Source organism: Salipaludibacillus agaradhaerens, from assembly GCF_002019735.1.
Lineage (GTDB): Bacteria > Bacillota > Bacilli > Bacillales > Salisediminibacteriaceae > Salipaludibacillus > Salipaludibacillus agaradhaerens.
The window spans coordinates 3,293,970-3,318,758 of the sequence record NZ_KV917378.1 but is presented as its reverse complement, the minus strand read 5'-3'; the positions used below and the strand labels follow the sequence as shown (position 1 = coordinate 3,318,758).

General features: G+C 37.2%; 13 protein-coding genes. All 13 read right to left on the bottom strand.

Annotation, left to right across the window (positions count from 1 at the left end; all coding sequences use genetic code 11):
• Positions 1 to 21: 21 nt before the first annotated feature.
• The 13 genes from BK581_RS15405 to BK581_RS15345 all read right to left on the bottom strand — a co-directional run bounded on the left by BK581_RS15405 (position 22) and on the right by BK581_RS15345 (position 24,775).
• Positions 22 to 1,461, bottom strand: coding sequence for an acylphosphatase (locus tag BK581_RS15405; protein WP_078578994.1), 1,440 nt, complete (start codon positions 1,459 to 1,461; stop codon positions 22 to 24).
• A 50-nt stretch (positions 1,462 to 1,511) separates the two neighbouring features.
• Complete coding sequence (locus BK581_RS15400; RefSeq protein ID WP_078578993.1) at positions 1,512 to 3,146, bottom strand: acylphosphatase; 1,635 nt, start codon at positions 3,144 to 3,146, stop codon at positions 1,512 to 1,514.
• Positions 3,147 to 3,166: 20 nt separating this feature from the next.
• Entirely contained in the window at positions 3,167 to 4,792 is a 1,626-nt protein-coding gene (locus BK581_RS15395; RefSeq protein ID WP_078578992.1) for an acylphosphatase, read from the bottom strand.
• Positions 4,792 to 6,228 (bottom strand): ATP-grasp fold amidoligase family protein, encoded by a 1,437-nt coding sequence (locus BK581_RS15390; RefSeq protein ID WP_169837743.1) that lies wholly within the window; start codon positions 6,226 to 6,228, stop codon positions 4,792 to 4,794. Before BK581_RS15390 ends, BK581_RS15395 begins: the two co-directional genes overlap by 1 nt.
• Positions 6,218 to 8,875: a glycosyltransferase gene (locus BK581_RS15385; RefSeq protein ID WP_169837742.1), complete on the bottom strand. Its 2,658-nt coding sequence runs from the start codon at positions 8,873 to 8,875 to the stop codon at positions 6,218 to 6,220. Before BK581_RS15385 ends, BK581_RS15390 begins: the two co-directional genes overlap by 11 nt.
• Positions 8,876 to 8,879: 4 nt before the next feature.
• Positions 8,880 to 11,237 carry a glycosyltransferase gene (locus BK581_RS15380; RefSeq protein WP_245829084.1) on the bottom strand — a complete coding sequence of 786 codons (2,358 nt, stop codon included), beginning with the start codon at positions 11,235 to 11,237 and terminating at the stop codon, positions 8,880 to 8,882.
• A gap of 172 nt (positions 11,238 to 11,409) precedes the next feature.
• Positions 11,410 to 12,912, bottom strand: coding sequence for an ABC transporter ATP-binding protein (locus BK581_RS15375; RefSeq protein WP_078578988.1), 1,503 nt, complete (start codon positions 12,910 to 12,912; stop codon positions 11,410 to 11,412).
• A 15-nt stretch (positions 12,913 to 12,927) separates the two neighbouring features.
• Positions 12,928 to 13,704 (bottom strand): ABC transporter permease, encoded by a 777-nt coding sequence (locus tag BK581_RS15370; RefSeq protein ID WP_078578987.1) that lies wholly within the window; start codon positions 13,702 to 13,704, stop codon positions 12,928 to 12,930.
• Between the two features lie 42 nt (positions 13,705 to 13,746).
• Complete coding sequence (locus BK581_RS15365) at positions 13,747 to 14,517, bottom strand: glycosyltransferase family 2 protein (RefSeq protein WP_078578986.1); 771 nt, start codon at positions 14,515 to 14,517, stop codon at positions 13,747 to 13,749.
• Positions 14,518 to 14,539: 22 nt separating this feature from the next.
• Positions 14,540 to 15,670, bottom strand: a complete 1,131-nt coding sequence (locus BK581_RS15360; protein WP_245829081.1) for a glycosyltransferase — start codon at positions 15,668 to 15,670, stop codon at positions 14,540 to 14,542.
• A 5-nt stretch (positions 15,671 to 15,675) separates the two neighbouring features.
• On the bottom strand, positions 15,676 to 16,803 hold the full coding sequence (locus tag BK581_RS15355; protein WP_078578985.1) for a glycosyltransferase: 1,128 nt from the start codon (positions 16,801 to 16,803) through the stop codon (positions 15,676 to 15,678).
• Positions 16,804 to 17,447: 644 nt separating this feature from the next.
• Complete coding sequence (locus tag BK581_RS15350; protein WP_078578984.1) at positions 17,448 to 20,399, bottom strand: peptidoglycan-binding protein; 2,952 nt, start codon at positions 20,397 to 20,399, stop codon at positions 17,448 to 17,450.
• Between the two features lie 974 nt (positions 20,400 to 21,373).
• Positions 21,374 to 24,775 carry a peptidoglycan-binding protein gene (locus BK581_RS15345; protein ID WP_078578983.1) on the bottom strand — a complete coding sequence of 1,134 codons (3,402 nt, stop codon included), beginning with the start codon at positions 24,773 to 24,775 and terminating at the stop codon, positions 21,374 to 21,376.
• Between the last annotated feature and the right edge of the window lie 14 nt (positions 24,776 to 24,789).

Below are 24,789 nucleotides of genomic sequence, written 5' to 3'. Positions count from 1 at the left end.
AAATATTAAGTTTAGAGAAACTTATTTACTTTTTCGTATCTCAAAACCAGCTTTAATTTGTTTATCCCATACAAACTCTTTGACTAAGCGAACTTGCGCTCTACTAGGTCCTTCCATACATATTTCTTTAAAAGCCTCGACCTTTTCTTTGTCAATTCCAGCTACTACTACGACTACATTTCCATTAGTTAAATTTCGAGTATAGCCGTTTAAATTATTGTCTAAAGCTTTTTTTCTTATCCACTTTCTAAAATTAACCCCTTGGACGTTACCAACCACAACATACCTTTTAGCAAATAAGTCCCCTAGGGGAGCTTTTGGAATTTCTATATTCTCAACAATCTTACCTTCTAATAAATCTAAAACTTTTTTTTGGTCATAATAAATATTATCATCAGCTTTTTCTACTCCTTTTGTATCAGGGAAATAATAATCAATAATACCTGCTGGTATATTTTGCGGATCCCCAAACATAGGAAAATGATGTGAAGTAATTCCTGCCGTTGCATTAACTTCAATTATTGTTATTTCCTCTTCGTTTATAATGACATCAATACCGGCATGTATTAAGCTTGGAATAGCTTTAATAGTGTTTATAGCAACTTTTTTAATGTTATCCGGTAGTTTTTTTGTGACATCAATCGAATCACCACCTGAAGTAATATTACTCAAACCTTGTAAGAATACAACTTCATTTTCGTCGGGTATATCTTCAAGGCTTTTACCCTCTCTTCCTATATACTCCAATAAATTCCTATTAATTTTAATAGGTTTAGCCGATAAGTAAGGATTCAAGTTTCTCTCTTCATTTTTTTGTTTAATTAATTCACTTATTGTCCGCTTCCCATCCCCCACAACGTTAGCTGCAATTCTCTTAAAAGCACCCAAAACTTTGTCTCCCATGACATAAATACGATAGTCATCACCAGTAATAAAACGTTCTATAATATATTTATCATAAGGGAATTCAGAATTAACGTAAGTAATACTATGTTTCAGCTCTTCTTCTGTCCGAATATTAGTTATTACCCCTTTTCCCAAACTCCCTAATGCTGGCTTAATCACTAATGGATAAGTTACATCTCTTGCTTTGTCAAGAATTGATTGAACATCATCATTAACATCGAAAAACGTCCCTTCACTCACTGGAACATTTGCTTTTATCAAGTATTTTTTTGTTAGCTCTTTATCTGAAGCTATGTTAATTGCCTCATTTGAAACTTTATCACCTCTAGAGCGGAAGAAAAAGTGAGTCTTCTTACCATTACTCAACGAGAAGAATTTACCTGTTGGATTATAACCAACTCCTTTAATATCAGATAACAAATTAGGGTTGTAATACCACTTTAATTCTAGCCCTCTTCGCCAACCTTCGAGCGCAACAAGATAAGCACAAACATTAAAGCCCCTAATACCTGAAAGCATTTGCTTTGACAGCCAAGATGGATAGATAGAATTCATTTTAACACATCCTATTTAGTATTTATTGAGAGAACTTTAGGTTAAATTTATTATTTTTGCCTTAGATTTTTTACTGAACTTATTAGACGGCCGAACTTCCATGAGCGACTATTTAAAATATTAACATTGTCCTTTTCCAATTTATAAACCTCTTTATTTAAATTCTTATATTCTCTTCTAATACGCTTTAATATATTGTGTACACTTTCTTTTCGATTAGTATTAAAGTTTTCGTTAACATCGAAGCCAATTTTAATAGGCTCTTTCCAAACCTCCTCTTGAATCGCTTCTACTTTCGCTATTTTCTTTTGTCTTTTTAAGAAACTCTTCAACCCCGCCAAGGCCTCTTTTGTCTCACTACCAACGATTAGTTCAATTTCTCCTGTGAAATTTTTATTAATTTCACCATGTATGCCATGGCTTTGAGCATATAAACTAATCGCATTATGAAAGCTTTGACGATTCACTTCTCCACTTAGTATATATTTTTTAGCAACTAACTCATTTTTAGGAGCCGGGCTGACCTCCACTTCGATTGTGGATCTATTTTCTAAAGGTTCCATCGCAGCTAAAAAGTCAAAATAAAAATTTGATTTTGACGTATCGACTCCTTTAGTTTCTGGAAAATAATAATCAATGATTGCTTTAGGTATATCTCTTGCTTTCCCTCTTAACGGGAAAAGAATACCCCCAATTTGTGCTGTTGGGTTAAGTTCGATAACTACAGCCGATTCCTTTTCAGGTTTTGTGTCATCAACGATAATATCTACTCCCCCATGATACAAGCCAGGAATAGCCTTGACAGCATTAATAGCTATTTCTTTATAGTAATCACCAATGCTATCTGTCACATCAATTGGGTCCCCACCTGAAGAGACATTCGTTTTTTCCCTTAAATAAATTTTTTCTCCTTTCGGCGGGATACTCTCATAAGTATATCCTGCACTTTCAAGGAATTCAGTAATTTCGATGTCCGCTTCAATTAAACAGCTATGAAGTCTTGCATTTTTCTTTCTCTCTAAGTTTTTCAATGCAATTAATTCTTCAATTGTATGCAGGCCATCTCCAATAATATTTGCAGGTAACCTATTATAAGCAGCTATAACTTTATCTTCAATAACATATATACGGTACTCTGATCCACTCACATGCTGTTCCAGTACAACTTCTTTATAGCCAAGTGTATGACGCACATACTTAATGGCTTTTCTTAAAGCCTGTTCAGACTTAATATTTGTTACGACACCATTTCCTAAGCTTCCATTTGTCGGTTTCAAAACAAGAGGATATGGCAGTGATGTAGCAGTTTCGATAATATTCTCATCACTATCATTTTCGCCAAAACCAAACCCTTTTGGAACTGGGACATGTGATTTTTCCAACCACTTCTTAGTCAAGTCCTTTTCTGACCCAATTTCTACTGCTTCATTGGTGACTTTATCTCCTCGTGTGCGGAAAAAATAATGCGTTCTTTCCTTTGAAGTTAATGAAAATAAACGTCCGGGTGGATTGACACCAAAGACGACCATATCTTGAAAATGCTCAGAATCTTTTGTATACCACTTTAACGTCAATCCACGTCGCCAACCTTCAAGAGCCACAGAATATGCACATAATCTAGTTTTACGGGCACTTACAACGATATCATTTGTTAATTGTGGTAATGTAATGGCTTGATTACTCATGCTTGTCCTCCAATAATTTCTTACCTTTTTAACTTAATTAATTTTGCAGCATCCCCCAAAAGCCTTATTGGGGCAGACACTTTCCAAGATAAACTTCCTTTTAATTGTTGGTTCCTTTTTTTAAGCTTCCTATACTTTTTTTCGGTCTGTTCAATTTCCTTTTTTAATAAGTTCAGTTCTTCTAATTGGGTTTTTAAGTCAGCTTTAATTTCAAAACCGATCTTTACAGGAAGGTTATAAGATGAGACCTCGACTTTTTCCACAGATGACCTTTCTGGATCTTCCCATATAGCCTTTTCAAAATCATATATTTTATTTTCATCTGTTCCAGCAACGATAACTTCTATTTCGCCATTACTTAAATTCATAACAAAGCCGTTAAGGTAACGTTCAAAGGCTTGTTTTCTGAGCCCCCTATGAAAATCAATACCTTGCACATCCCCAAAAACTGTATACTTCTTAACAATGATCCCCTCCGTTATAGCCGGTGTCACTGTCGTTTTTGTCGCAGTTTTTGATTTCAAGGGAAATAACACATCTGTAAAATCAAAATAAAGCTTCTCTCTCTCAATATCTACGTTTTTAGTTTCAGGGAAATACGCATCGATAATAGCACTAGGTACATCAAATGCTGGGCCCTCTAACGGGAATAGCAACGATCCTATTTGAGCAGAAGGATTAATTTCTAAAACCGCGACGTCGCCACTCACTTTATCCCATATCACATCCACTGCACCATGCGGAAGTCCAGGAACAACGTTTAACGCAGCGATAGCTGCCTCTGCCACTTTTGGTGCAGTAGCCATATCAACACTTATAGGATCTCCACCGAGTGAAATATTACTTTTTTCTATTAAGTTTACAATTTTATTCTCTGGAATAATGTCATCCAAGTCATAATTGTGTTCATATAGATAATTTCTTATCTCATTCGTTATTTTTATTGGGCAGCTAATAAGTCGTGGGTTGTCTTGTCTAAGTTCATTCTTCTGATCGATTAAACGTCGTATAGATGAAAAGCCATCACCTTTAACATTAGCTGGGTTACGCAAAATCATTCCAACAGCTTTACCTTCTACAACATAGACTCTATATTCATCTCCAGGGATGAATCTTTCTACAATAAAATCAGTTTGATTCGCATCACTATTATCCAAAATGTCTTGTAGTGCTTCTGAGCTTTTGATATTAACATAAACACCCTGACCAAAGCTCCCATCAATCGGCTTCAAAACTAAAGGATAGCCAATGGAAGAAGCATACTTAAGGACGGCCTCTGTAGAGGTATTTTTATCAAAGCTCTTCCCTGCTGGTATTGGCACTCCTTTTTCATCCAAACGTTCTTTTGTTAGTTGCTTATCCATACATAAGTCAACCGCTTCATTTGTTACTTTATCTCCTCGAGTGCGAAAGAAATAATGCGTCTTATGACTTGATGTAAGCGAAAATAGTTTACCTGGTTTTTCGACATTCCACATCCTCATTTTCGGGAAATCTACAGCATTTTTTGCATACCACGTTAATTTTAGACCCCTTCGCCAACCTTCTAAAGCAATAGCAAACGCATCTAAATCAGGTCCCTTGGCATCGGCTACTATTTCCTCTGTTAAATGTGGCAAGAAATTCTCTTCTGGGATATCTTCCATTACATATCCTCCTTACTATGACTTTCTATGTCAGCTTGAAAAGCCGTCACTTTTTGATATATTTCTTTAAAATGTGAAAATTCTTTTCCTTTTATTAAATCATCAATTAACTTATATTCGGCTTCAAGGTACATTTCTCCAAGTAACTGATCCGTTTTTTCGTTAAACTCATTGTAATTCCCAGGTTTTGGTGTGAATTCTCCAAATACAAATTCAGTTGAAGTTTTAAGAAAATCAATTCGCATAAATGGGACAGGAAGCTCAGCACTTAATTTTTTAACTAACTCAATCTCATCCTTTGTAAAGCCCTCTCCTGCGAATAATTGATCTTCATATTTACCTGTATGAACTTTACAACCTGAACTATCCCACCAGCAATATTTTATATTCGGAAACCTTTCAATTTCAAGTACAAGTCCCACTCGTCCATAAAAACAATAAAATTTCAAATCTTTAGCAGGTTTGTGACGCTCTCTATCATAGATAAATTCTTCTAAAAACCATTCATCATTTTGTACAAACCCCTTTTGTACATCTTCTTTCATTTTTAATTTTAATTCATCATAGCCTTGAAAAATAGAGGTATCTTTAACTCTTTGTATATTTGTTTCATCATAGATAATATAGACGCCTCTTGAACCAGCAGAATTTACAGGTTTTAATACTCGCTCATTTTCTGGAGAGAATGTTTTAGTTGTAAACGTTTCAGTGCTTCTAAAAGGCCTCCTGACATCCAATACATCCATCAATTGATATGCTAAGGACTTATCATCTAAAATATGATCATGTGTTAACCGCTGTTTTTTTCTAATCGTTGATCGTAATACTAAGCTCGTTTTAAAAGAGGCTACTGAATTAATCTCACTAGCAATTGCCTCTTCAGAATACCTTACTATCTTTTCGGGTATTTCCCGTATGTCATAAGCATCAATTAATTTATTGAACACAACATTTCTTTGTTCAATATCTTTTAGTAAATGGAATCTGTTCACTATAGTGTCTAAAGTGCGTTTGGCAGATTTAGATTTCATTTTACAGCCGTTCACAATAGTATCAATGATCTCTAACGAGTTCGGCTCTTTACTCAACAACTTAATAGCTTTATTTAAGTCTTCTGTGCTCTGATCATTGGATAATAGTATAACCTGGGCTTCTTTAACACGTATTTCAGACATTAATTTATTTATCTGACACTCTAAATCATAATTTGATTGTTCTAAAGCCTTTAACTTCGATTTTCTATTTTGAGGCATGATCCTTCCGTACAGCTTCTTGAAGCGAACAAATGGTTCCAAAAATTTATTTCCAATCTTCCAAACTGGACTTCTTTTAATAACGTCGTTTTTTTTCTTAATTTGGCTATTTTCTTCCTGCAATTGCGCTAATGTGTTTTCTTTCTTCACTCTATCCCTTATTTGTTTTTCCTTACTTTCCATATCTGTCCCTCGCAATTCTGGTGATATGTTTAACATACCCGAAGTGCTCATCCACGTATTGTTTTGCTTTCTCTACTTGGGCTTCATACCGCTCTGGCTGACTCATTAATTTCTCTATTGCCTTTAGCACCTCTTCAGGCTCAGCGTATATCGCCGCTTCTCCAAATAAGTCTTTATACTTCGGCTCAATCACTACAGGTACCCCTGCTGCCATTGCTTCAAATATTACGCGGCCAAACGCCTCCACCCAATCTGAGTGTGTATAGTAGACAAACACATCTAACCTCTTTAAAAACGACTGGGGACTTTCTTCACCAAATTCCTTCACGTTCCAATTACTCGGCAACTCCCCCAGCACTTTTTTAGGGCTTTTCGCTCCTCCTAATACGTGAATTTCATACGGCCCCTCTGTTGGGTAGATTAACATCATTTTTTCTCGGCTTTCAGGCCATTTCACATACTGGTCTCTCGAATGACGCCCTATACGGATCGGGCTGCCTTCCTCTCGTGTGTAACGCCCTCGCCACCACTCATCTACATGAATGATGTTTACCCAGTCTTCTTCAGCTAAATTAATCTCATCCAGTTCTGCCTTGTGATACTTATCCAATGTCTTCCTAATCTCGGGGCCAATTGGATACCACGTGCCCTCTTGTCCAAAATACATCTTTAAGTGCTTCACACACTCTTTAAACGAGTAAAGTCGTTCCCCTTTTTCACCATAATCCCTCTGCGGCGGTTGATTCACGATCACTTCCACACGACCTGCCTTCACATCCGGAACATACTTCTGCCATTCTTGTAGCGCTGGCGGATGACGGACTATCAGAACGTCACAACTGACCTTTTCTCCGTAAACGATCATTTCCACCCTATCACCATCAATCGTTTCTCGTACTTGTGGATTAATTCGCTCCACCGAATTTAAATCATATCGGGATAGTTGCACGAGCCCCGTTTTCAAACCGTGTTGCTTTTGGGCTTTGATCTCTTCTATATTCGACATATTAGTACCGCCCAACAAACGAAACTCTGACGCAATAATCACATCAAAGTGCCGACGTTCACCTTTATTCACCACTCGCTTCGGCTTCATTGGCGCTGGAATAGGAAATGGCCTTACCTCTTGTGGGAATGGGTATTTTAAATTCCCTCCACTCTCATGGTAGTGATCATGAGATTCTGCGTATTCTTTATACGCATTCACCTGCCACCCCTTATAAAGACATCCATCTAATACGACAGAAGTACTATCAGCTTTTCTAAAAGAGTAAACACCGTTCGTTAAATTTACCAATGCATGTTGGCCAAATATTCTTATAAGGCGACTTACAAATTCCTGACTTCCTCCAAAACTCACCATATCCCAAAATCCCAGTTTCTCTATTACTTTTTCTCTCAAGTACATTAATGAACTTTTGTTTGAAAAGGTATATTCGGTTACTTCATTTTCAACTCTCATAAAACTTAACTCTTCGGTTACACAAACTTGCAATGAGGTGTTCGCAATCACATCTGGGTTGTGCATTAGATGATTTGCTTGATAAGCGATTTTCTGAGGGTGTGCCCACTCATCAGGACCGTTCACTGTGACGTATTCACCTGTCGCTACCTTAAGTCCTATATTTCTAGCGCTATAGTTCCCAGAATACTCCTCTGTACTGTAGCAACTTATTCTTGAATCTCTTTCAGCTAAATAACGTATTATATTAAGAGTTTCGTCCGTACTACCATCATCAACTATAATCACTTCAATATTTGACCATGTTTGATTTATCAAGCTGTTAACCACTGTCTTGATTGAATTTTCAGCGTTATAAACTGGCACAATAATGGAGACTTTTGGTAGATCCTTACCTCCTATGGATTCTTCACAGCATTCATAATCAATTCTTAGTTGATTGAATAACGTTTCCTCGACTTGAAGACCTTCTTTACTCAATACACACTGATCGTATTTATTAAACACCCTGTTAATATACCCTATTTTTTCCTGAGGATCTTCACATATATTAGCTTTTGCAAAGTTTTCGTCTATTGACGAATAATGAGTCTCAGGAAAATTTTCTAGTATCGAGATTGCTTTCTCACTCATTCCTAAAGCATGAAGCAGCTCAGCTTCAATAATTGTTTTTTTATGTTTTAAACTTGATTTATAACCGCTTTTCCCCATAATTTTAATGCAATCTAACGCTTTTAATTTGTTAAAGTAAGTTTGTTTTCTAGCATACCACAACACAAGCTCCCAAGCTGAAAGAGATACAAGATAATGGTTATCCACTCGTTGAATGTCTTTTTCAAGTTCTTTTAGGATTCTTTTTTCAAACCCTTCCTCGAGTTTTCTTTTGAATTTTGTTACTCTTTGCTCGGCTTTTTGTTTTTTATATCTCTTATCAAATACTTGTCTATAACTTTTTTTTCCTTGGACAATCTTAAGACATTGCCTCCAAGTGCGCCTTATCCGTAAATAAACATAAATCGTCTTCCCTATCAAACTTGATTGAAATATTCTATATTTTATTTCCAAATCTTTATTTTCTTTAAGTAACTTTGCGTTTCGTAGCTGCTCTTTTTTTATTCTTTCTTCTATTGGGTCAATTTCAATTAATGACCGGCTAGAGCCGGTCATTGATTTTTTATTTCCCATATTTTCACCCCGTAATTCTGGTGATATGTTTAGCATATCCGAAGTGCTCGTCCACGTATTGTTTTGCTTTCTCTACTTGGGCTTCATACCGCTCTGGCTGACTCATTAATTTCTCTATTGCCTTTAGCACCTCTTCAGGCTCAGCGTATATCGCCGCTTCTCCAAATAAGTCTTTATACTTCGGCTCAATCACTACAGGCACCCCTGCCGCCATTGCTTCAAATATTACGCGGCCAAACGCTTCCACCCAATCTGAGTGTGTATAGTAGACAAACACATCTAACCTCTTTAAAAACGACTGGGGACTTTCTTCACCAAATTCCTTCACGTTCCAATTACTCGGCAACTCCCCCAGCACTTTTTTAGGGCTTTTCGCTCCTCCTAATACGTGAATTTCATACGGCCCCTCTGTTGGGTAGATTAACATCATTTTTTCTCGGCTTTCAGGCCATTTCACATACTGGTCTCTCGAATGACGCCCTATACGGATCGGGCTGCCTTCCTCTCGTGTGTAACGCCCTCGCCACCACTCATCTACATGAATGATGTTTACCCAGTCTTCTTCAGCTAAATTAATCTCATCCAGTTCTGCCTTGTGATACTTATCCAATGTCTTCCTAATCTCGGGGCCAATTGGATACCACGTGCCCTCTTGTCCAAAATACATCTTTAAGTGCTTCACACACTCTTTAAACGAGTAGAGTCGTTCCCCTTTTTCACCATAATCCCTCTGCGGCGGTTGATTCACGATCACTTCCACACGACCTGTCCTCACATCCGGAACATACTTCTGCCATTCTTGTAGCGCTGGTGGATGACGGACTATCAGAACGTCACAACTGACCTTTTCTCCGTAAACGATCATTTCCACTCTATCACCATCAATCGTTTCTCGTACTTGTGGATTAATTCGCTCCACCGAATTTAAATCATATCGGGATAATTGCACGAGCCCCGTTTTCAAACCGTGTTGCTTTTGGGCTTTGATCTCTTCTATATTCGACATATTAGTACCGCCCAACAAACGAAACTCTGACGCAATAATCACATCAAAGTGCCGACGTTCACCTTTATTCACCACTCGCTTCGGCTTCATTGGCGCTGGAATAGGAAATGGCCTTACCTCTTGTGGGAATGGGTATTTTAAACTCCCTCCACTCTCATGGTAGTGATCATGAGATTCTGCGTATTCCTGTCTCGCTCCCATAAAATAACCTGGAAAACCAAAAGCAGAATTTCCGGTTAAAGAATCTGCTGTCTGCCGTTGGAACGACATAGGGGGGCCTGCAAGCTCTGCTAATGATCTTTCTCCAAATACCCTTTTAATCCGTTTCACGTACTCTGAATCACCAGCAAATCTAACAGAATCCCAATAGCCTAACGTTTCAACTACTTTTTCTCTTCGGAACATAAAGGAGGAGAAATTCGTAAATATATAGACACCAAATTTCCCCCTCCGGTAAAAATTAAGGTCATTCGATACCCTCGCTTGATTGCTGAAATTACCAATAAAATGAGAATGTCTATCTAAATGACGAGCTTGTAATTCAATTTTATCAGGATGCGACCAGTCATCTGCATCATTAATTGTCACATATTCTCCACTCGCTATCTTTAATGCCGTATTGCGGGCTACGTAAGCACCACTATTCTCATTAGTCTGTAAAAGCTTCACTCTTGAGTCTTTTTCAGCAAGACCTCTCACAATGTCTGTTGTATTATCGGTACTACAATCATCGACTACAAGAACTTCAATATTTCTCCATGTTTGATTAAGTAGCGATGAAATAGCTGTACTAATTTTATCTTCAGCGTTATAAGCAGGCACAATAATTGAGACTTTGCTTTGTTGCTCAGCTTGGTTCGCACGCTTTTCAGGATTATGAGTGGATAACACATCATACTTATGCAAAGCTTCACTATTTTGTAGAGCAATTTGCTGATACTTCTGCTTATCATATAGTTGATTGATCCAATACAACTTAGCATTCTCTTCTATTTCTAAATTAGCAGCTGCAAGTAAAGTATCTGGATGAACCTCGTTTTCAAGTAATCTCGTTATAATCTTCTTACCAGTCTGCTTCTTCCCAAGCAGTTGATAACTCTCAGAGAGCATAATTATTAGTTTTCTCAATCGATCTTTATCTTTCTCTAAATCAAGTAAAACTGTACCTATTTCTATCACAAGCTCTGCACAGACGTTATTATGCTGATTGGCATACCAAGTCATTAGCTCGTAGCCTGCCATCTTTTTTAAAAAAATGTTTTCGCCCTGGTCAAATAGGTCCGATAACTCCTCTAACGCTTTTTCTTGAAAACCAAGGGTGGTTAGCCGGTGACGAAGCTTCTCAATTTTCCTCATTCTCGCCTGCTTTTGCCCAGTCTTTATAAATTTCTTCAAGAAGGCTTTTTGCCGACTCGTTAAAAGCTTAGAAAACTTTTCTTTTTGGCTTGACTTTAGCTTTTTATATAAGACCCACTCAATAAATTTTGTCAACAGTCTCTTTACTTTTCTGAGCATTTTATCACCTACCCTAGTTCTTTTTGGCTGCCCTTAATGCTTCAATTCTTTCTTGGTATTTCTGCACAGCATCTTCCGGGTCACCATCAAATATAATGCGACCTCTTTCCATCCAAATCACCCTGTTACACATTTTAGTAGCAACACTCATGCTATGTGTCACAATTAAAACTGCCTTAGACTGTCCCATAATTTCTTGTATTTTCTCACTTGCTTTCTGCTTAAAAGCCATATCCCCAGTTGACAAAGCTTCATCAATGATAAACACATCCGGTTTAAGCATAGCCGCAATGCTGAATCCTAACCTTGCCCTCATACCGCTCGAATATTTTTTCACCGCTTTATGAATGTGTTTGCCTAATTCAGAGAACTCGACGATCTCATCATATTTTTCATCTATGCGTTTCTTAGGGATGCCTAGTAACATACCGTTTAAATAAATGTTATCTATTCCGGATAATTGTTCGTTAAATCCTGCTCCATAGCTTAGAAGAGATGTGGTTTCACCTTGAACCTCTATACTGCCTTCGCTCGGGGTCAGGATATTAGTCAACACTTTACACAATGTGCTTTTTCCTGCTCCATTATGGCCAATGATACCTACAACTTGACCTTCTTTAACTTCCAAAGAGATATTTCTTAAAGCCCAAAATTCATCTTTACTAATGTTAAACGAAACTCCCATATTATCTGCTTTAATAACGGTTTCATTCTTAACCGTAGTCGTTATTTTTTGCAATTCAATTTTAGTTGATCTTTGCCTTCTAGGAGGGAGTGTTTCCTTATAAGCTTTAATCATTTCTTTTGGTGTACCGATCCCTTTAATTTCTCCCTTTTCAAGCCAAATAAGCCTATCACAATTTCTTTTTGCATATCTTAAACTATGTGTCACAATAATAACCATTTTAGCTTTTTTTACTAGTTCTTTCATTTTGTCAGCTGCTTTTCTTCCAAACTGCTTGTCACCAGTATTTAATGCTTCGTCCAAAATTAAAATTTCCGGGTCTAAGTGGGAAGCCACACTAAAACCTAACCTTGCTTTCATACCACTAGAGTAATACTTCATGGGGCGCTCAAAAAACTCATTTAGCTCCGAAAAATCTTTTATAGTTTCAATATAATCTGTAATTTTATCTCTCTCGATCCCTAACATCATTCCATTTAAATAAACGTTCTCCCGCCCTGTGAGTTCTTTTTTAAAACCCATTCCTAAAGAAAACAAAGACGACACTTTGCCATTTATCGTTAATGACCCTTCATCAGGACGAATAATCCCGGTTAAAATTTTACACAAAGTCGTTTTACCTGAGCCATTTGAACCGATAATTCCAAGAATCTCTCCTTGGTACGCTTCAAGGTTTAAATCTCTAATAGGCCAAAATTTTTTCTCTCGGCTACTATCTTTCTCTTTCGAAAACATATCAAGCATTCTGGACTTATAATCTTCGGTTTTACCTTCATTAAAGTAGACCCCTAGTCCTTCTGCCTTAATGATTACTTTCTGCTGTTTTCCCATTATTGAAACCCTCTTTTATAAAGCTTTAATTATTTTATGCTCATTCTTACTGTAAAAAATAAGTGCTAACACGGCCACAATCAAGGAGATAATTCCTGTAAACACTAACCCTGTAATATTCGGCAAACTATGATACATTAAAATATCACGGTAAGAGGTAATGATAATAGCTACAGGATTAACGTCAACTACCCAACTGTATTCTGCCGGTAAACGGCCACCTTCCCAAATAATTGGCGATGAATAAAATAGCACCCGAGTAACATGTGATAAGAGATGGTCCATATCTCTCACAAAAACTGTCACATAAGCTAAAATAAAGCCTACTGCGATTAAGAAAATTAATTGAACTATAATGATAAGAGGCAGAAAAACAATTTGCCACCCTGGCATAATCCCATAAAAAATGAGAAATAATGCAATCACGATAATCCCAAATCCAAAGTTAAATAATTGCGTAAAAGTAAAAGCCAACGGAAAAATTGATTTCGGCATATATACTTGATTAATGATGGATGCATACTTTGTAATAGCTTTAGACGAGGTGTTAACTGTTGTACTTATCCACCGCCATGCGACAAGACCTATAACAAGAAAGACCGCGAAATTTTCTCCTCCACGCCCCAAAATAAAGTGAACAAGCAAATAATACACTACGACGTTTAATAACGGATCAAGTAGCCACCAAAAATATCCTAAATAACTATTTCGATTCTCGGCTTTCAACCCGGATTTTACCAAATAAAACAGTAAGTCTTTTCTTTTTATCATTTCAGTAATATAAGTATTCATAATGCGTTTAGACACCGCCTATATTAAATTCACACACATATATCATTTAAAATATTTCATTGTCTTGTTGATGGCAAAATGCATGAAATACCAAAGACTTTTAAAAAAGTTAAGCTTCTCAATATCTCTATAAACTTTCCAATTCAACTTTGCCATTTCTATTTTCTTGCTTGATAAAGACTTTTGAAGCTCGCGATATTTGGCTAAATTCAGATCAATCCCATGAGCCTGAAACCCTCTTTTTGTAAGCTCAAGCCACAAAGCATAGTCTTGTCTCGCTCTTATATCTGGCATTTGAATGTCACCAATTTGCCTCTTATCAAGAACCACTGTCAAACACCCTATGTCATTATGCTTTAATAGCTCTTTGTAAGATAACATTGATGATTTAATGTTCTCTTCGCCTATAATTTCCTCATTTTCATTAACAACTACGTAACCAGTATACGAAAAAGCCACATTAGTCTCTAACATTTTCTTTATTTGCCACTCTAATTTCTCAGGCAGCCATTGGTCATCGCTATCTAAAAAAGCGATAAACCGTCCGCAACTATTATCTATAGCCTTGTTTCTCGCAAATGCAGCCCCTTTATTTTCTTCGAGACTTATCAAAGTAATACGTGTATCGCTAGAGAGGTATTTCTTAATTATGTCTTTAGTATGATCAGTTGAAGCATCATCCACAATGATCATTTCCCAATTTCCATAAGTTTGTTTTATAACCGATTCTATCGTTTTATGTACAAACTTTTCTGAGTTATACGTCGGGGTAATCACTGAAACAAGCGGTTGATCCGTTTGATTATGTTCCATAAATTCCTCTCCAGTAAGTTAGTTATGGTTGTTGCGTTTTATATAAGGATTCGAGTTTTGTTGCCTCAACTTCCCAGTTTAATTCGTTCTCAATTGCATGTCGTCCATTCTCACCCAGCCTCTTAGCTTCATCTGGGTTATTTTTAAGGTAGGTGATTGCTGATTGAATATCTTTTGTATTTGTTGGGTCAACCGTCAAGCCACAATCATACTTTTCAATAAAGTCTTTCCATTTAGGGAAATTCGAACATATAATCGGCAAACCTGCTAACATATATTCAAAGAATTTCGTTAATTCCTTCCTCCGATAATGATCTGAGTCTGGAAATATCGCAACACCGGCTAACCACTTTTCCTCGTATGCTTTATCAATGACATCTTTAGTTACAAACTTCCCTACCCCTGTCACTTCCAGCCTTTCCGCGGAGTCTCCCGCTAAATCTTTCATTGCATTGTATAGAGGACGGGAGCATTTACCTATTAAATGAATTGATATGTCATGATCAATAACAGGAAGTAACGCATGAGCAAATGCACCACGGTCTTCTGTTACATTTCCTGTATAAAGCAAGCGATGATTCCTATAAAAGTCCTTTCCCTCTCTCTTTTTAATATCTTTATCGCCAATAGTAGGGTAATTTAAAATACAAGTCCCTTTAGGATATTTTTCTTTATAATATTTTTCTGCTAAGACAATAACTAATGGGCCGATAGTGAACTTTTCCACTTGTTTATACACTTTACTAAGAAAAACTCTAATTGACTTTGTTAAGTAACTACGTGAGACAATTCCCGTTTCATAATCTTCATGAATATCATAAATGACTGTATTTGTAGATTTTTTCAACATTCTAGCCATCGGTAAAAATTCAGGGTCGTGGAAATGATAGTAAGCTGCTTTCATTTTTTTGGCTTTAACATATGCTTCAAGAGGCGATAAAATCATCCCTATAAACCTGTTATTATACTTTTTAATAAAGGTAATATTAACACCATTTAGTTTTGTAGGAAGGTTCTCTGTTTTTTTCGCTATTAATGTGACATCATAGCCAGATGCAGCTAACGACTGACACTCTTTAAGCATAATCCGAGGGTCCATGGGATGATGAACTGTTGAAATATGCACAACTTTGTTGTTAATGTTGCTAGTCAATTATGTCACCTTCTTTTTTTCTTACAAAGCACTTCGTCAAAAACTTCTTCATACTCTTTAACAATTACTTTGGCATCAAATGCTCTTGCCCTTTTAATCCCTGCATTTCTCAACATATCTTTTTCATCTTCCGGTAGGGTAAGGGCCTCTATCATCTTACCACTCATCTCCTGAGAATTTCCTACCTCACACAAAAAACCATATTTTCCGCCTTCCAGAACTTCAGAAGGTCCTGATTTACAATCAGTCGACACAACCATCGTTCCAGAAGCAATGGATTCGGCTATAACATGGCTAAAACCTTCATGCTGTGAACTAAGCACAAATAAATCTGCGCGTGATATGAATTTATACGGGTTTTTCTGAAAACCAAGAAAATGGACTTTCCCACTCAGTCCAGCAGAATTTATCTGCTGTTCAAGTTCATGTTTTAAAGGGCCTTCACCCAATATAATTAAAGAAGATTGGACCTCTTTCTGAAGCATACGAAAAGCCTCTATCAAAGTAGCTTGATCCTTTTGAGCTACCAATCGTCCAGCCGTTAGGATGGTTTTCCCACCTTGTCGAAAAATGGTGTCGTGGGACCCATCTAATTCTTCTGATTTAAGTACAGATATTTTCTCTATGTCCACTGGGTTATATATAACTTTTATTCTCTTCCGAGATAATTTATATTTCGACACTAAATTCTCTTTAACACCTTCTGACAAAGAGACAACTTGACTAGACATACGATAGACTAATCCAAAAAGCAGTAACTGGGTATTCTCTTTAAACGTCCCACCGAGATTGTCAGCTTCTCGTACCACGTTTTTACACTTAGTGAAAGAACAAACTGTAGCAAGGGTGGCGATCGTATTAACTCGTGGTATCGTACTGAAAACTAAATCTATATTTTCTTTTCTAATGATAGAAGCTAGTTTAAATATTGACCTACTCAATCTTTTAGTATCTAACTTAATAAAAGTAACATCATCGTTTAATTCACTTTCATAACTTCCATTGTAGTTTAGCGTGACTAATACAGGCTTAAACCTCTCCCTATTTAAATTATTAATTATATTTAATAAAGTTCTAGCTGCACCGCCCGCTCCCATTTCATATATAAAGAAGAGAATTTTCTTTTTTTCCATCAAACCAACTTCCTTCCGCATATACACTCAATAGGATATTATATCATAGTGAAAAGCAGGAATGTAAACTTACTATCAAAGCTAATTAATATTTTACTAATTTGAAAAAAATCTTCATCATGTGCAAGTTAGGCACTTACTTCACGACAAGAATCTTTTTTATCTCCAACATATTTCTAAAATCACTTGAAACGGTAAATAACTATTCAGACAACGAATATTAGCAAACAGTCTTTTAAAGTATGATATATGTATTTATCGTGGATTTCTGCCAAACGTTGTGGTGTAGGTTTTCCAATTCTTTCTCTTACAACGATAACGACTCTTTTTCAAGTACAGATCAACCCGTTTATTTCACAATAGAGACTCCTTGTATCGAGTGCCCTCGATAACCAAGAACACGTTGCGTTCCCCTACATGTGAACAACTTTGTTTTCGAACTTTTGTATGCAGCTCAAACCAAAAACGATCCTCCTATTCTCATGAATCGAACACTTCTTCGTGCTTACCTTTATCGCCTAGTAAACTTATGATAGAATGATTTTATATTTAGCCAAAAAGGTTCCGAACATTGAAAATCGATGTCCGGAACCTTTTTGGTGATAATCCTCAGTTGTGTTCTTCCCCTGAGAAAAAGTTAACATTTAATTGAAATAGTTAATCATACCATCACGAATAGCTTCTGCAGCACGATCTCGTGAAGAGCTTTGTCTAAGAACTGCCGCATCACCCGAGTGGTCCATAAACCCTAACTCTAACAATGCACTTGGAATTCGAGTTTCCCTTATTACATGAAAATTACCTAATTTAACTCCTCTATCTCTCAGTCCTAATTTGGAGAGTGTTGCAGATTGAATAGTATTTGCCAAGCGTTGACTGTTATTAGATTGATAGGAATTGTACCAATATGTTTCCGTACCGTTTGCCGAGCCATTAAAAGCGTTAGCATGAACACTAAGAAATACATCTGCATTAGATGAGTTTGCAATTGAAGCACGCTGAGCTAAAGTTGGATAAACATCGGTAGTTCGAGTCATAATAACGGTAGCACCAGCTTCTTCAAGTAGCTTTTGTGCTCTAAGTGAGACATCTAGCACTAGCTCTTTTTCTTGCATTCCACCAGCAATTGCACCTGGATCGCTACCACCGTGTCCTGCGTCAAGTACGATTATTCGACCTGATAATGGTTGAGTCACTAATTCGATATAAGTTCCAGAAACATAACCGGTTATTCCATTTACTTTAACACGGTACCATCCGTTACTTTCACTTCCTAGGATCTCTACAATTGTATTCCGGCTTATTTGAGTAAGTATAGAGCCATTCGTACTTGCTTGACTACGTACATTTAAAGCAGAAGCCGTAACTTTACCGTAATTTGCTAAACTTAATTCGCTAATTAATGTGTTAAGCTTATCTTTAGTTGGATCATCAAAAATACCATTTACCCTCAAGTTGTTATCGGATTGGAAATCCCTCACTGCTTTTTCGGTAGCAGGCCCGTAATTTTCATTAGGGTTATTCGATATGTGGTATCCCAATAAAGCTAAATCCATTTTTAATTTCATTACTTCAGGACTACTTTGACCATTTCGTAACGGCCAGTTAAGTAAATTATTTATTTTGTCCATAGTAGGTTCGTCTACTATCCCATTTTTTAGGAGTCCATAATATTCTTGGAATTCCTTAACTCTTCGTTCTGTCGATGGGCCATAAGCCGTGTTAGGATTGTTAGATACATGAAAACCTAACTTAGACAAATTCTCTTTTAAGGTAATCGTATCTTCATGGTTCCGTCCGTTTCTAAATGGTGAGTTTAGTATCTCTTCAATTTTATTTAGAGTGGCATCATTTACAATACCACTACTACTTAACCCATAGTAACTTTGAAAATCTTTTACCGCCTGTTCTGTTGATGGACCAAATTGGGGAGTCGGATCGGGTGAAATCGCAAATCCTATCTCTGCTAGCTTAATCTTTAAATCTACCACATCTTGCCGATAATCCCCTCGCGACATCGGGGTGTTGATTAACTCTTCAATCTTTGCCAACGTCACTTCATCTGCGATACCATTTTCTCGTAAGTTATAGAACGCTTGAAACTCTCTTACTCTACGTTCTGTCGTTGGACCATAAGCCGTGTTTGGATTATTCGACACGTGGAATCCTAACTTAGACAAGTGCTCCTTCAAGGTGATGGCATCCGCATGATTTCCTCCGTTTTGTAGAGGTGTTGATAGAATCTCATCGATCTTGTTTAACGTGGCTTCATCTGCCATCCCATTTACCACTAACCCATAGTAAGCTTGGAACTCTCTGACTCGCCGTTCTGTCATAGGACCATATACCGTGTTAGGATTGTCTGATACATGAAATCCTAACTTAGATAAGTTCTCCTTAAGAGTGATAACATCCTCATGACTCTCTCCATTTTGGAAAGAACTCGATAAAAGCTCTTCTAGCTTTGCCAACGTCACCTCATCGCCTATTCCATTCGCCACTAACCCATAATACGATTGAAATTCTTTGACTCGCGCCTCCGTAGAAGGTCCATAAGCAGTGTTTGGATTATCGGATACATGAAAACCTAGTCTCGATAGATTCTCCTTTAAGGTTATCGTATCTTCATGGTTTCGACCACTTCTAAAGGGGCTCCCTAACACCTCTTCTATTTTGGCTAACGTAGCGTTATCTGCCCTTCCATGACTTTCTAGACCATAGTAACTTTGAAAATCTTTTACTATCCGTTCTGTCGATGGGCCAAATTGAGGGTTGGGATTAGCTGAAACTGCAAAACCTACCTCTGCTAGTTTAACCTTTAAATCCACTACATCTTGACGGTAATCCCCTCGCGACATCGGGGTGTTGATTAACTCTTCAATCTTTGCCAACGTCACTTCATCTGCAATACCATTTTCTCGTAAGTTATAGAACGCTTGAAACTCTCTTACTCTACGTTCTGTCGTTGGACCATAAGCCGTGTTAGGATTATTCGACACGTGAAATCCTAACTTAGACAAGTTCTCCTTCAAGGTGATGGCATCCGCATGATTTCCTCCGTTTTGTAGAGGTGTTGATAGAATCTCATCTATCTTATTTAACGTGGTTTCATCAGCCATTCCATGTACCTCGATAGCGAAGTAACTTTGAAAATCTTTTACTGCCTCTTCCGTAGATGGCCCAAAGTTTTCATTGGGGTTATTAGAAACAGGGAACCCTAGCTTAGCTAAATCGATTTTTAATTGAATGATTCTCGGGTCACTGTCACCTCTTTTGAAAAGATTCCCATCAGAAACCATACTGCTTACTTCTATGGGCTCTTCTGCTTCTACTTCGATTATTTCTTCATTTTCTATAAGACTTTCATTAGAGTCAACTTCTGGATTTTCATTATTATTCTCTTCTGAAGGACTATGCTCGCTTTCTTCTGATGACAAATTGTCATCATTTTCTTTTTCTGAACTCTCTCCTTCACCTTCTATTTTTTCTTGGCTTACTTGCTCATCATTTTCTTCCTCAGCAAGCGTATATTGTGAACTAAAGTGGACGAGAGAAAATAGTAAGACTAATAAAAAAATTAAATGTCTGACTTTCACTTTAGTTTCACCTCCCTTTGGTTTTAAATTTTCACTACTTTATCTAGTATCGGGCTTTATCTCTTTAATTTCAATAGGATTTTTGTAGTGCCCAGAAGGGGTGAAATTTAATTATAGTAATAGGTGTTTTCTAATATTTGTAGTGTTTAAATGTATTAAATTCAAGATAACCTAACTGGTTATGCCTTATTTCTAATAATTCGTTTGGGTACATAAAGTCATTTACGAATCTAGCAAAAACGAGACCCTTCACTTCTTTGAATCCATATCAAACACTAAATAAAAGAAATTTTAAAGTAAACCCGAACTGTAAAAAATGAGCGCTCCTTACGAAACGCGTGGGAAATAGCCGTACTTTTCATTTTTTTGATTATACGGCTTTATTTATTTACTGGATGCTTCTTAAATCATTTGACCAAGGCATTTACTAATTTAAAATATCAGGCGATGGATATCCCTATTCGGTAAATCCGTCAAAAGTATCTTTATTTAATGTTGTAATCGATATCGTTACTTTTGGCCGTTTAAATGATGTAGATAATCTTCACGCCTGTATAATCGCCTCATAGATGTTTAAGTTCACTCGATGCCTTGGAGAGTGTACTCACCTATACCGTTGAAAAACCATTTCAGCGTTTGCCGTTTTGATTGTACAAATGCTTTGTGGGATAAGTGTTGGAGAAAGTCGATTGTCTAGATTTGAGTGAAGTGTAACGGGTATGCTCCTTTTTTTGGTGTTGTGGCATTAAGAAAAGCACCTCCTTTATTTGATTTGCAACGCACCAGGAGATGCTTAGTATTTATATTCGTTATTTGATGGGGCTTATGTTTTAAACCGTGTATAATAATTTGAGTTCTAAACAACATTTCGTTCAAATGAAACCCTAGCTATTACTACTCGCCGCCGTCAGTTCCGCAATAAAAATGGATAATTAAGCCATTCTTATTCGCTAATTATAGAGAAGACTTTATGGTTAATTCTCTTGTTCTTCTCCACTTTGAAAAAGTTTCGACAGAAGTTCCGTTACCTTCACCAATGTCACCTGATCACCTATTCCATTCGTCACTAACCCATAGTATGATTGAAATTCTTTGACTCTTCGTTCTGTCATTGGACCATAAGCGGTGTTAGGATTGTTAGATATATGGAAACCTAGTTTCGATAGATTTTCCTTTAAGGTAATCGTATCTTCATGGTTCCGTCCGTTTCTAAATGGTGAGTTTAGTATCTTTTCAATTTTATTTAGAGTGGCATCATTTACAATACCACTCCTACTTAATCCATAGTAACTTTGAAAATCTTTTACCGCCTGTTCTGTTGATGGACCAAATCGGGGAGTCGGATCGGGTGAAACCACAAACCCTATCTTTGCTAGCTTAACCTTTAAATCTACCACATCTTGCCGGTAATCCCCTCGCGACATCGGTGTATTCATTAACGCCTCAATCTTTGCCAATGTCACCTCATCTGCGATACCATTTTCTCGTAAGTTGTAGAATGCTTGAAACTCTCTTACTCGCCGTTCTGTTAGAGGACCATATACCGTGTTAGGATTGTCTGATACATGAAATCCTAACTTAGATAAGTTCTCCTTAAGAGTGATAACATCCTCATGACTCTCTCCATTTTGGAAAGAACTCGATAAAAGCTCTTCTAGCTTTGCCAACGTCACCTCATCGCCTATTCCATTCGCCACTAACCCATAATACGATTGAAATTCTTTGACTTTTCTTTCTGTCGTTGGACCATACGCTGTATTCGGGTTATCTGATACATGGAAACCTACTCTCGATAGATTCTCCTTTAAGGTAATCGTATCTTCATGGTTCCGACCATTCCTAAATGGACTTCCTAATACCTCTTCTATTTTCGATAACGTAGCGCTATCCACTGTCACATGACTTTCTAGTCCATAGTAACTTTGAAAATCTTTTACCACTTGCTCTGTCGATGGACCGAATTGAGGAGTGGGATTGGATGAAACCACAAACCCTATCTCTGCTAGCTTAATCTTCAAATCTACCACATCTTGTCGGTAATCCCCTCGCGACATCGGTGTATTCATTAACGCCTCAATCTTTGCCAACGTCACCTCATCTGCGATGCCATTTTCACGTAAGTTATAGAACGCTTGAAACTCTCTTACTCTACGTTCTGTCGTTGGACCATAAGCGGTGTTAGGATTATTCGACACGTGGAATCCTAACTTAGACAAGTTCTCCTTAAGAGTGATAACACCCTCATGACTACCTCCGTTTTGGAAAGAACTTGATAAAAGCTCTGTTATCTTTGCCAACGTCACCTCATCGCCTATTCCATTCGCTACTAGTCCATAGTATGATTGAAATTCTTTGACCCTTCTTTCTGTCGTTGGACCGTACGCTGTATTCGGGCTATCCGATACATGAAAACCTAATTTCGATAAATTCTTTTTAAGCTCAACAACACTCTCGTGATATCCTCCGTTTATGAAAAAAGTATGCAGTATATTTTTGAGCTTTGTTAAAGTCGTTTCATCTATCTCCCCTGTTTCCTGCACGCCATAATATGTTTGAAATTCTCTAATGGCACTTTCAGTCTCATTATCCATAACACCATCTGCTTGTTTTTCTAAAAATCCTAGGGTTATTAATCCCTCTTGAAAATTGTATATAAATTGTTCTTCCTCTGTTAAGGGTTTAGCTAATGTCTTCACTACTACTTCGTCTGAACGCTCACTAGAGTTATCGCCATTTTTAGCATAAATATAGTAGTTATAAGTTGTTTCTGGTAATAAATTCTTGTCTTTAAATAATGTTTCTCCACCTTCGTAGATAAGCTGATCATTACGATATAATTCGTAGGATGTTGCATTATCATTTTCTTCCCAACTGAGCGACACTTCATCATAACTAATATTTTCACTATAAAGATCAATTTTACCAATAAGTGTTAAAGCAGATATACTCGTAGGCTCACTTAAACCTTTGGAATTGACTGCCCTCACTTTAATTTCATAAGTGGTGTTTGCTGATAATCCTTCAATTTCATACTCGGAATTATTGGTATCATATTCACCAATACCGTCAATGCTAATTTTAAAATGAGAGGTATTGTCTTGTTCATCCCATGCAGGTTTAATTGATTCGCTAGTCACATGCTTAATTCCTAGGTTCGACGGAATATCTGGCACCACCGTTGCTATAGAGGGTGCTTGTACTAATCCATACCCAAAATGAGCATCTTTTCCACTCCCACCCAAATCCACAGTTTGCTCAGTTAAAGCAGTCCGTAGCTCGTCTCTAGACATATCAGGATAGGCTTCTTTTAGCAACGCCAAAACACCTGCCACATGAGGAGAAGCCATACTGGTCCCACTTAAAGTAGCGTATGAATGATTTAAATATGTGGAATAAATTGAAGAACCAGGCGCAGTCACTTCTATTTCATCACCTATATTTGAATAATTAGCTAAATTATCATGTCTATCTGTTGCTGATACGGCAATGACATTTGGTAAAGCTGCAGGATATCTCACAGGATCACGGTCATCGTTTCCAGCCGCAGCCACAACCAGTATCTCTTCATCATAGGCTTTATTAATAGATTGTTCCATAGCCGATGAATACTGACGTGAACCTAAGCTTAAATTTATAATATCTACTTCTTGAGAGATAGCCCAGTCTATTGCAGATATAACATCCGCCGTCCAAATTTTATTATCAAGGTTACTGACTCTAGCTGCATAAATTTCCGCATCAGGTGCCACACCAACTACCCCTATATCATTATTTTGCGCTCCAATAATTCCTGCTACATGAGTGCCATGGCCATCGTCATCTTCACATGTAGGGGCATTTGTTGCACTGTAACACCCTACAATATTTAGATCAGGATGAGATCTGTTTACACCACTGTCGATAACAGCTACTTTTATTCCATTACCTGTAACACCATTATCCCAAGCTTGCGGAGCTTCCACGCGCTCAACTCCCCAATCGATCGTCTGTTGCATGTCATACAGATCATTTTCTTCTACTGTCAAAACATTTGGATTTTTTTCTAAGTTTTCTATCTTCTCTTTTGGGACTGAGGCGGCTACAGCAGGGATATTATCATACACATCTAAAATTTCTCCACCTGACTCAATAAGCAAGCCTTCATTAATACTATTATTAAATATTACAATAACTTTATCTTCGTTACTTTCACTAGCGTTACTATCCTCTACAACCTCTACCATCTCTTCTTTTATATCAATTTCCTCATTACTAGATTCATTTTCTAGAGGCGAGTCAGCTTTGACATCAGATATATTTAATGGGATCAAATAAATCAAATAATTCAAAATAATAATAACAGAAATAAATAAAGCTAAATATTTTCTACCTTCCATCAAACTACCCCCTA

Coding starts and splice junctions, on each gene's coding strand:
- BK581_RS15405 (WP_078578994.1), bottom strand. CDS start 1,461: ATGAATTCTATCTATCCATCTTGGCTGTCAAAGCAAATGCTTTCAGGT.
- BK581_RS15400 (WP_078578993.1), bottom strand. CDS start 3,146: ATGAGTAATCAAGCCATTACATTACCACAATTAACAAATGATATCGTT.
- BK581_RS15395 (WP_078578992.1), bottom strand. CDS start 4,792: ATGGAAGATATCCCAGAAGAGAATTTCTTGCCACATTTAACAGAGGAA.
- BK581_RS15390 (WP_169837743.1), bottom strand. CDS start 6,228: ATGGAAAGTAAGGAAAAACAAATAAGGGATAGAGTGAAGAAAGAAAAC.
- BK581_RS15385 (WP_169837742.1), bottom strand. CDS start 8,875: ATGGGAAATAAAAAATCAATGACCGGCTCTAGCCGGTCATTAATTGAA.
- BK581_RS15380 (WP_245829084.1), bottom strand. CDS start 11,237: ATGAGGAAAATTGAGAAGCTTCGTCACCGGCTAACCACCCTTGGTTTT.
- BK581_RS15375 (WP_078578988.1), bottom strand. CDS start 12,912: ATGGGAAAACAGCAGAAAGTAATCATTAAGGCAGAAGGACTAGGGGTC.
- BK581_RS15370 (WP_078578987.1), bottom strand. CDS start 13,704: ATGAATACTTATATTACTGAAATGATAAAAAGAAAAGACTTACTGTTT.
- BK581_RS15365 (WP_078578986.1), bottom strand. CDS start 14,517: ATGGAACATAATCAAACGGATCAACCGCTTGTTTCAGTGATTACCCCG.
- BK581_RS15355 (WP_078578985.1), bottom strand. CDS start 16,803: ATGGAAAAAAAGAAAATTCTCTTCTTTATATATGAAATGGGAGCGGGC.
- BK581_RS15345 (WP_078578983.1), bottom strand. CDS start 24,775: ATGGAAGGTAGAAAATATTTAGCTTTATTTATTTCTGTTATTATTATT.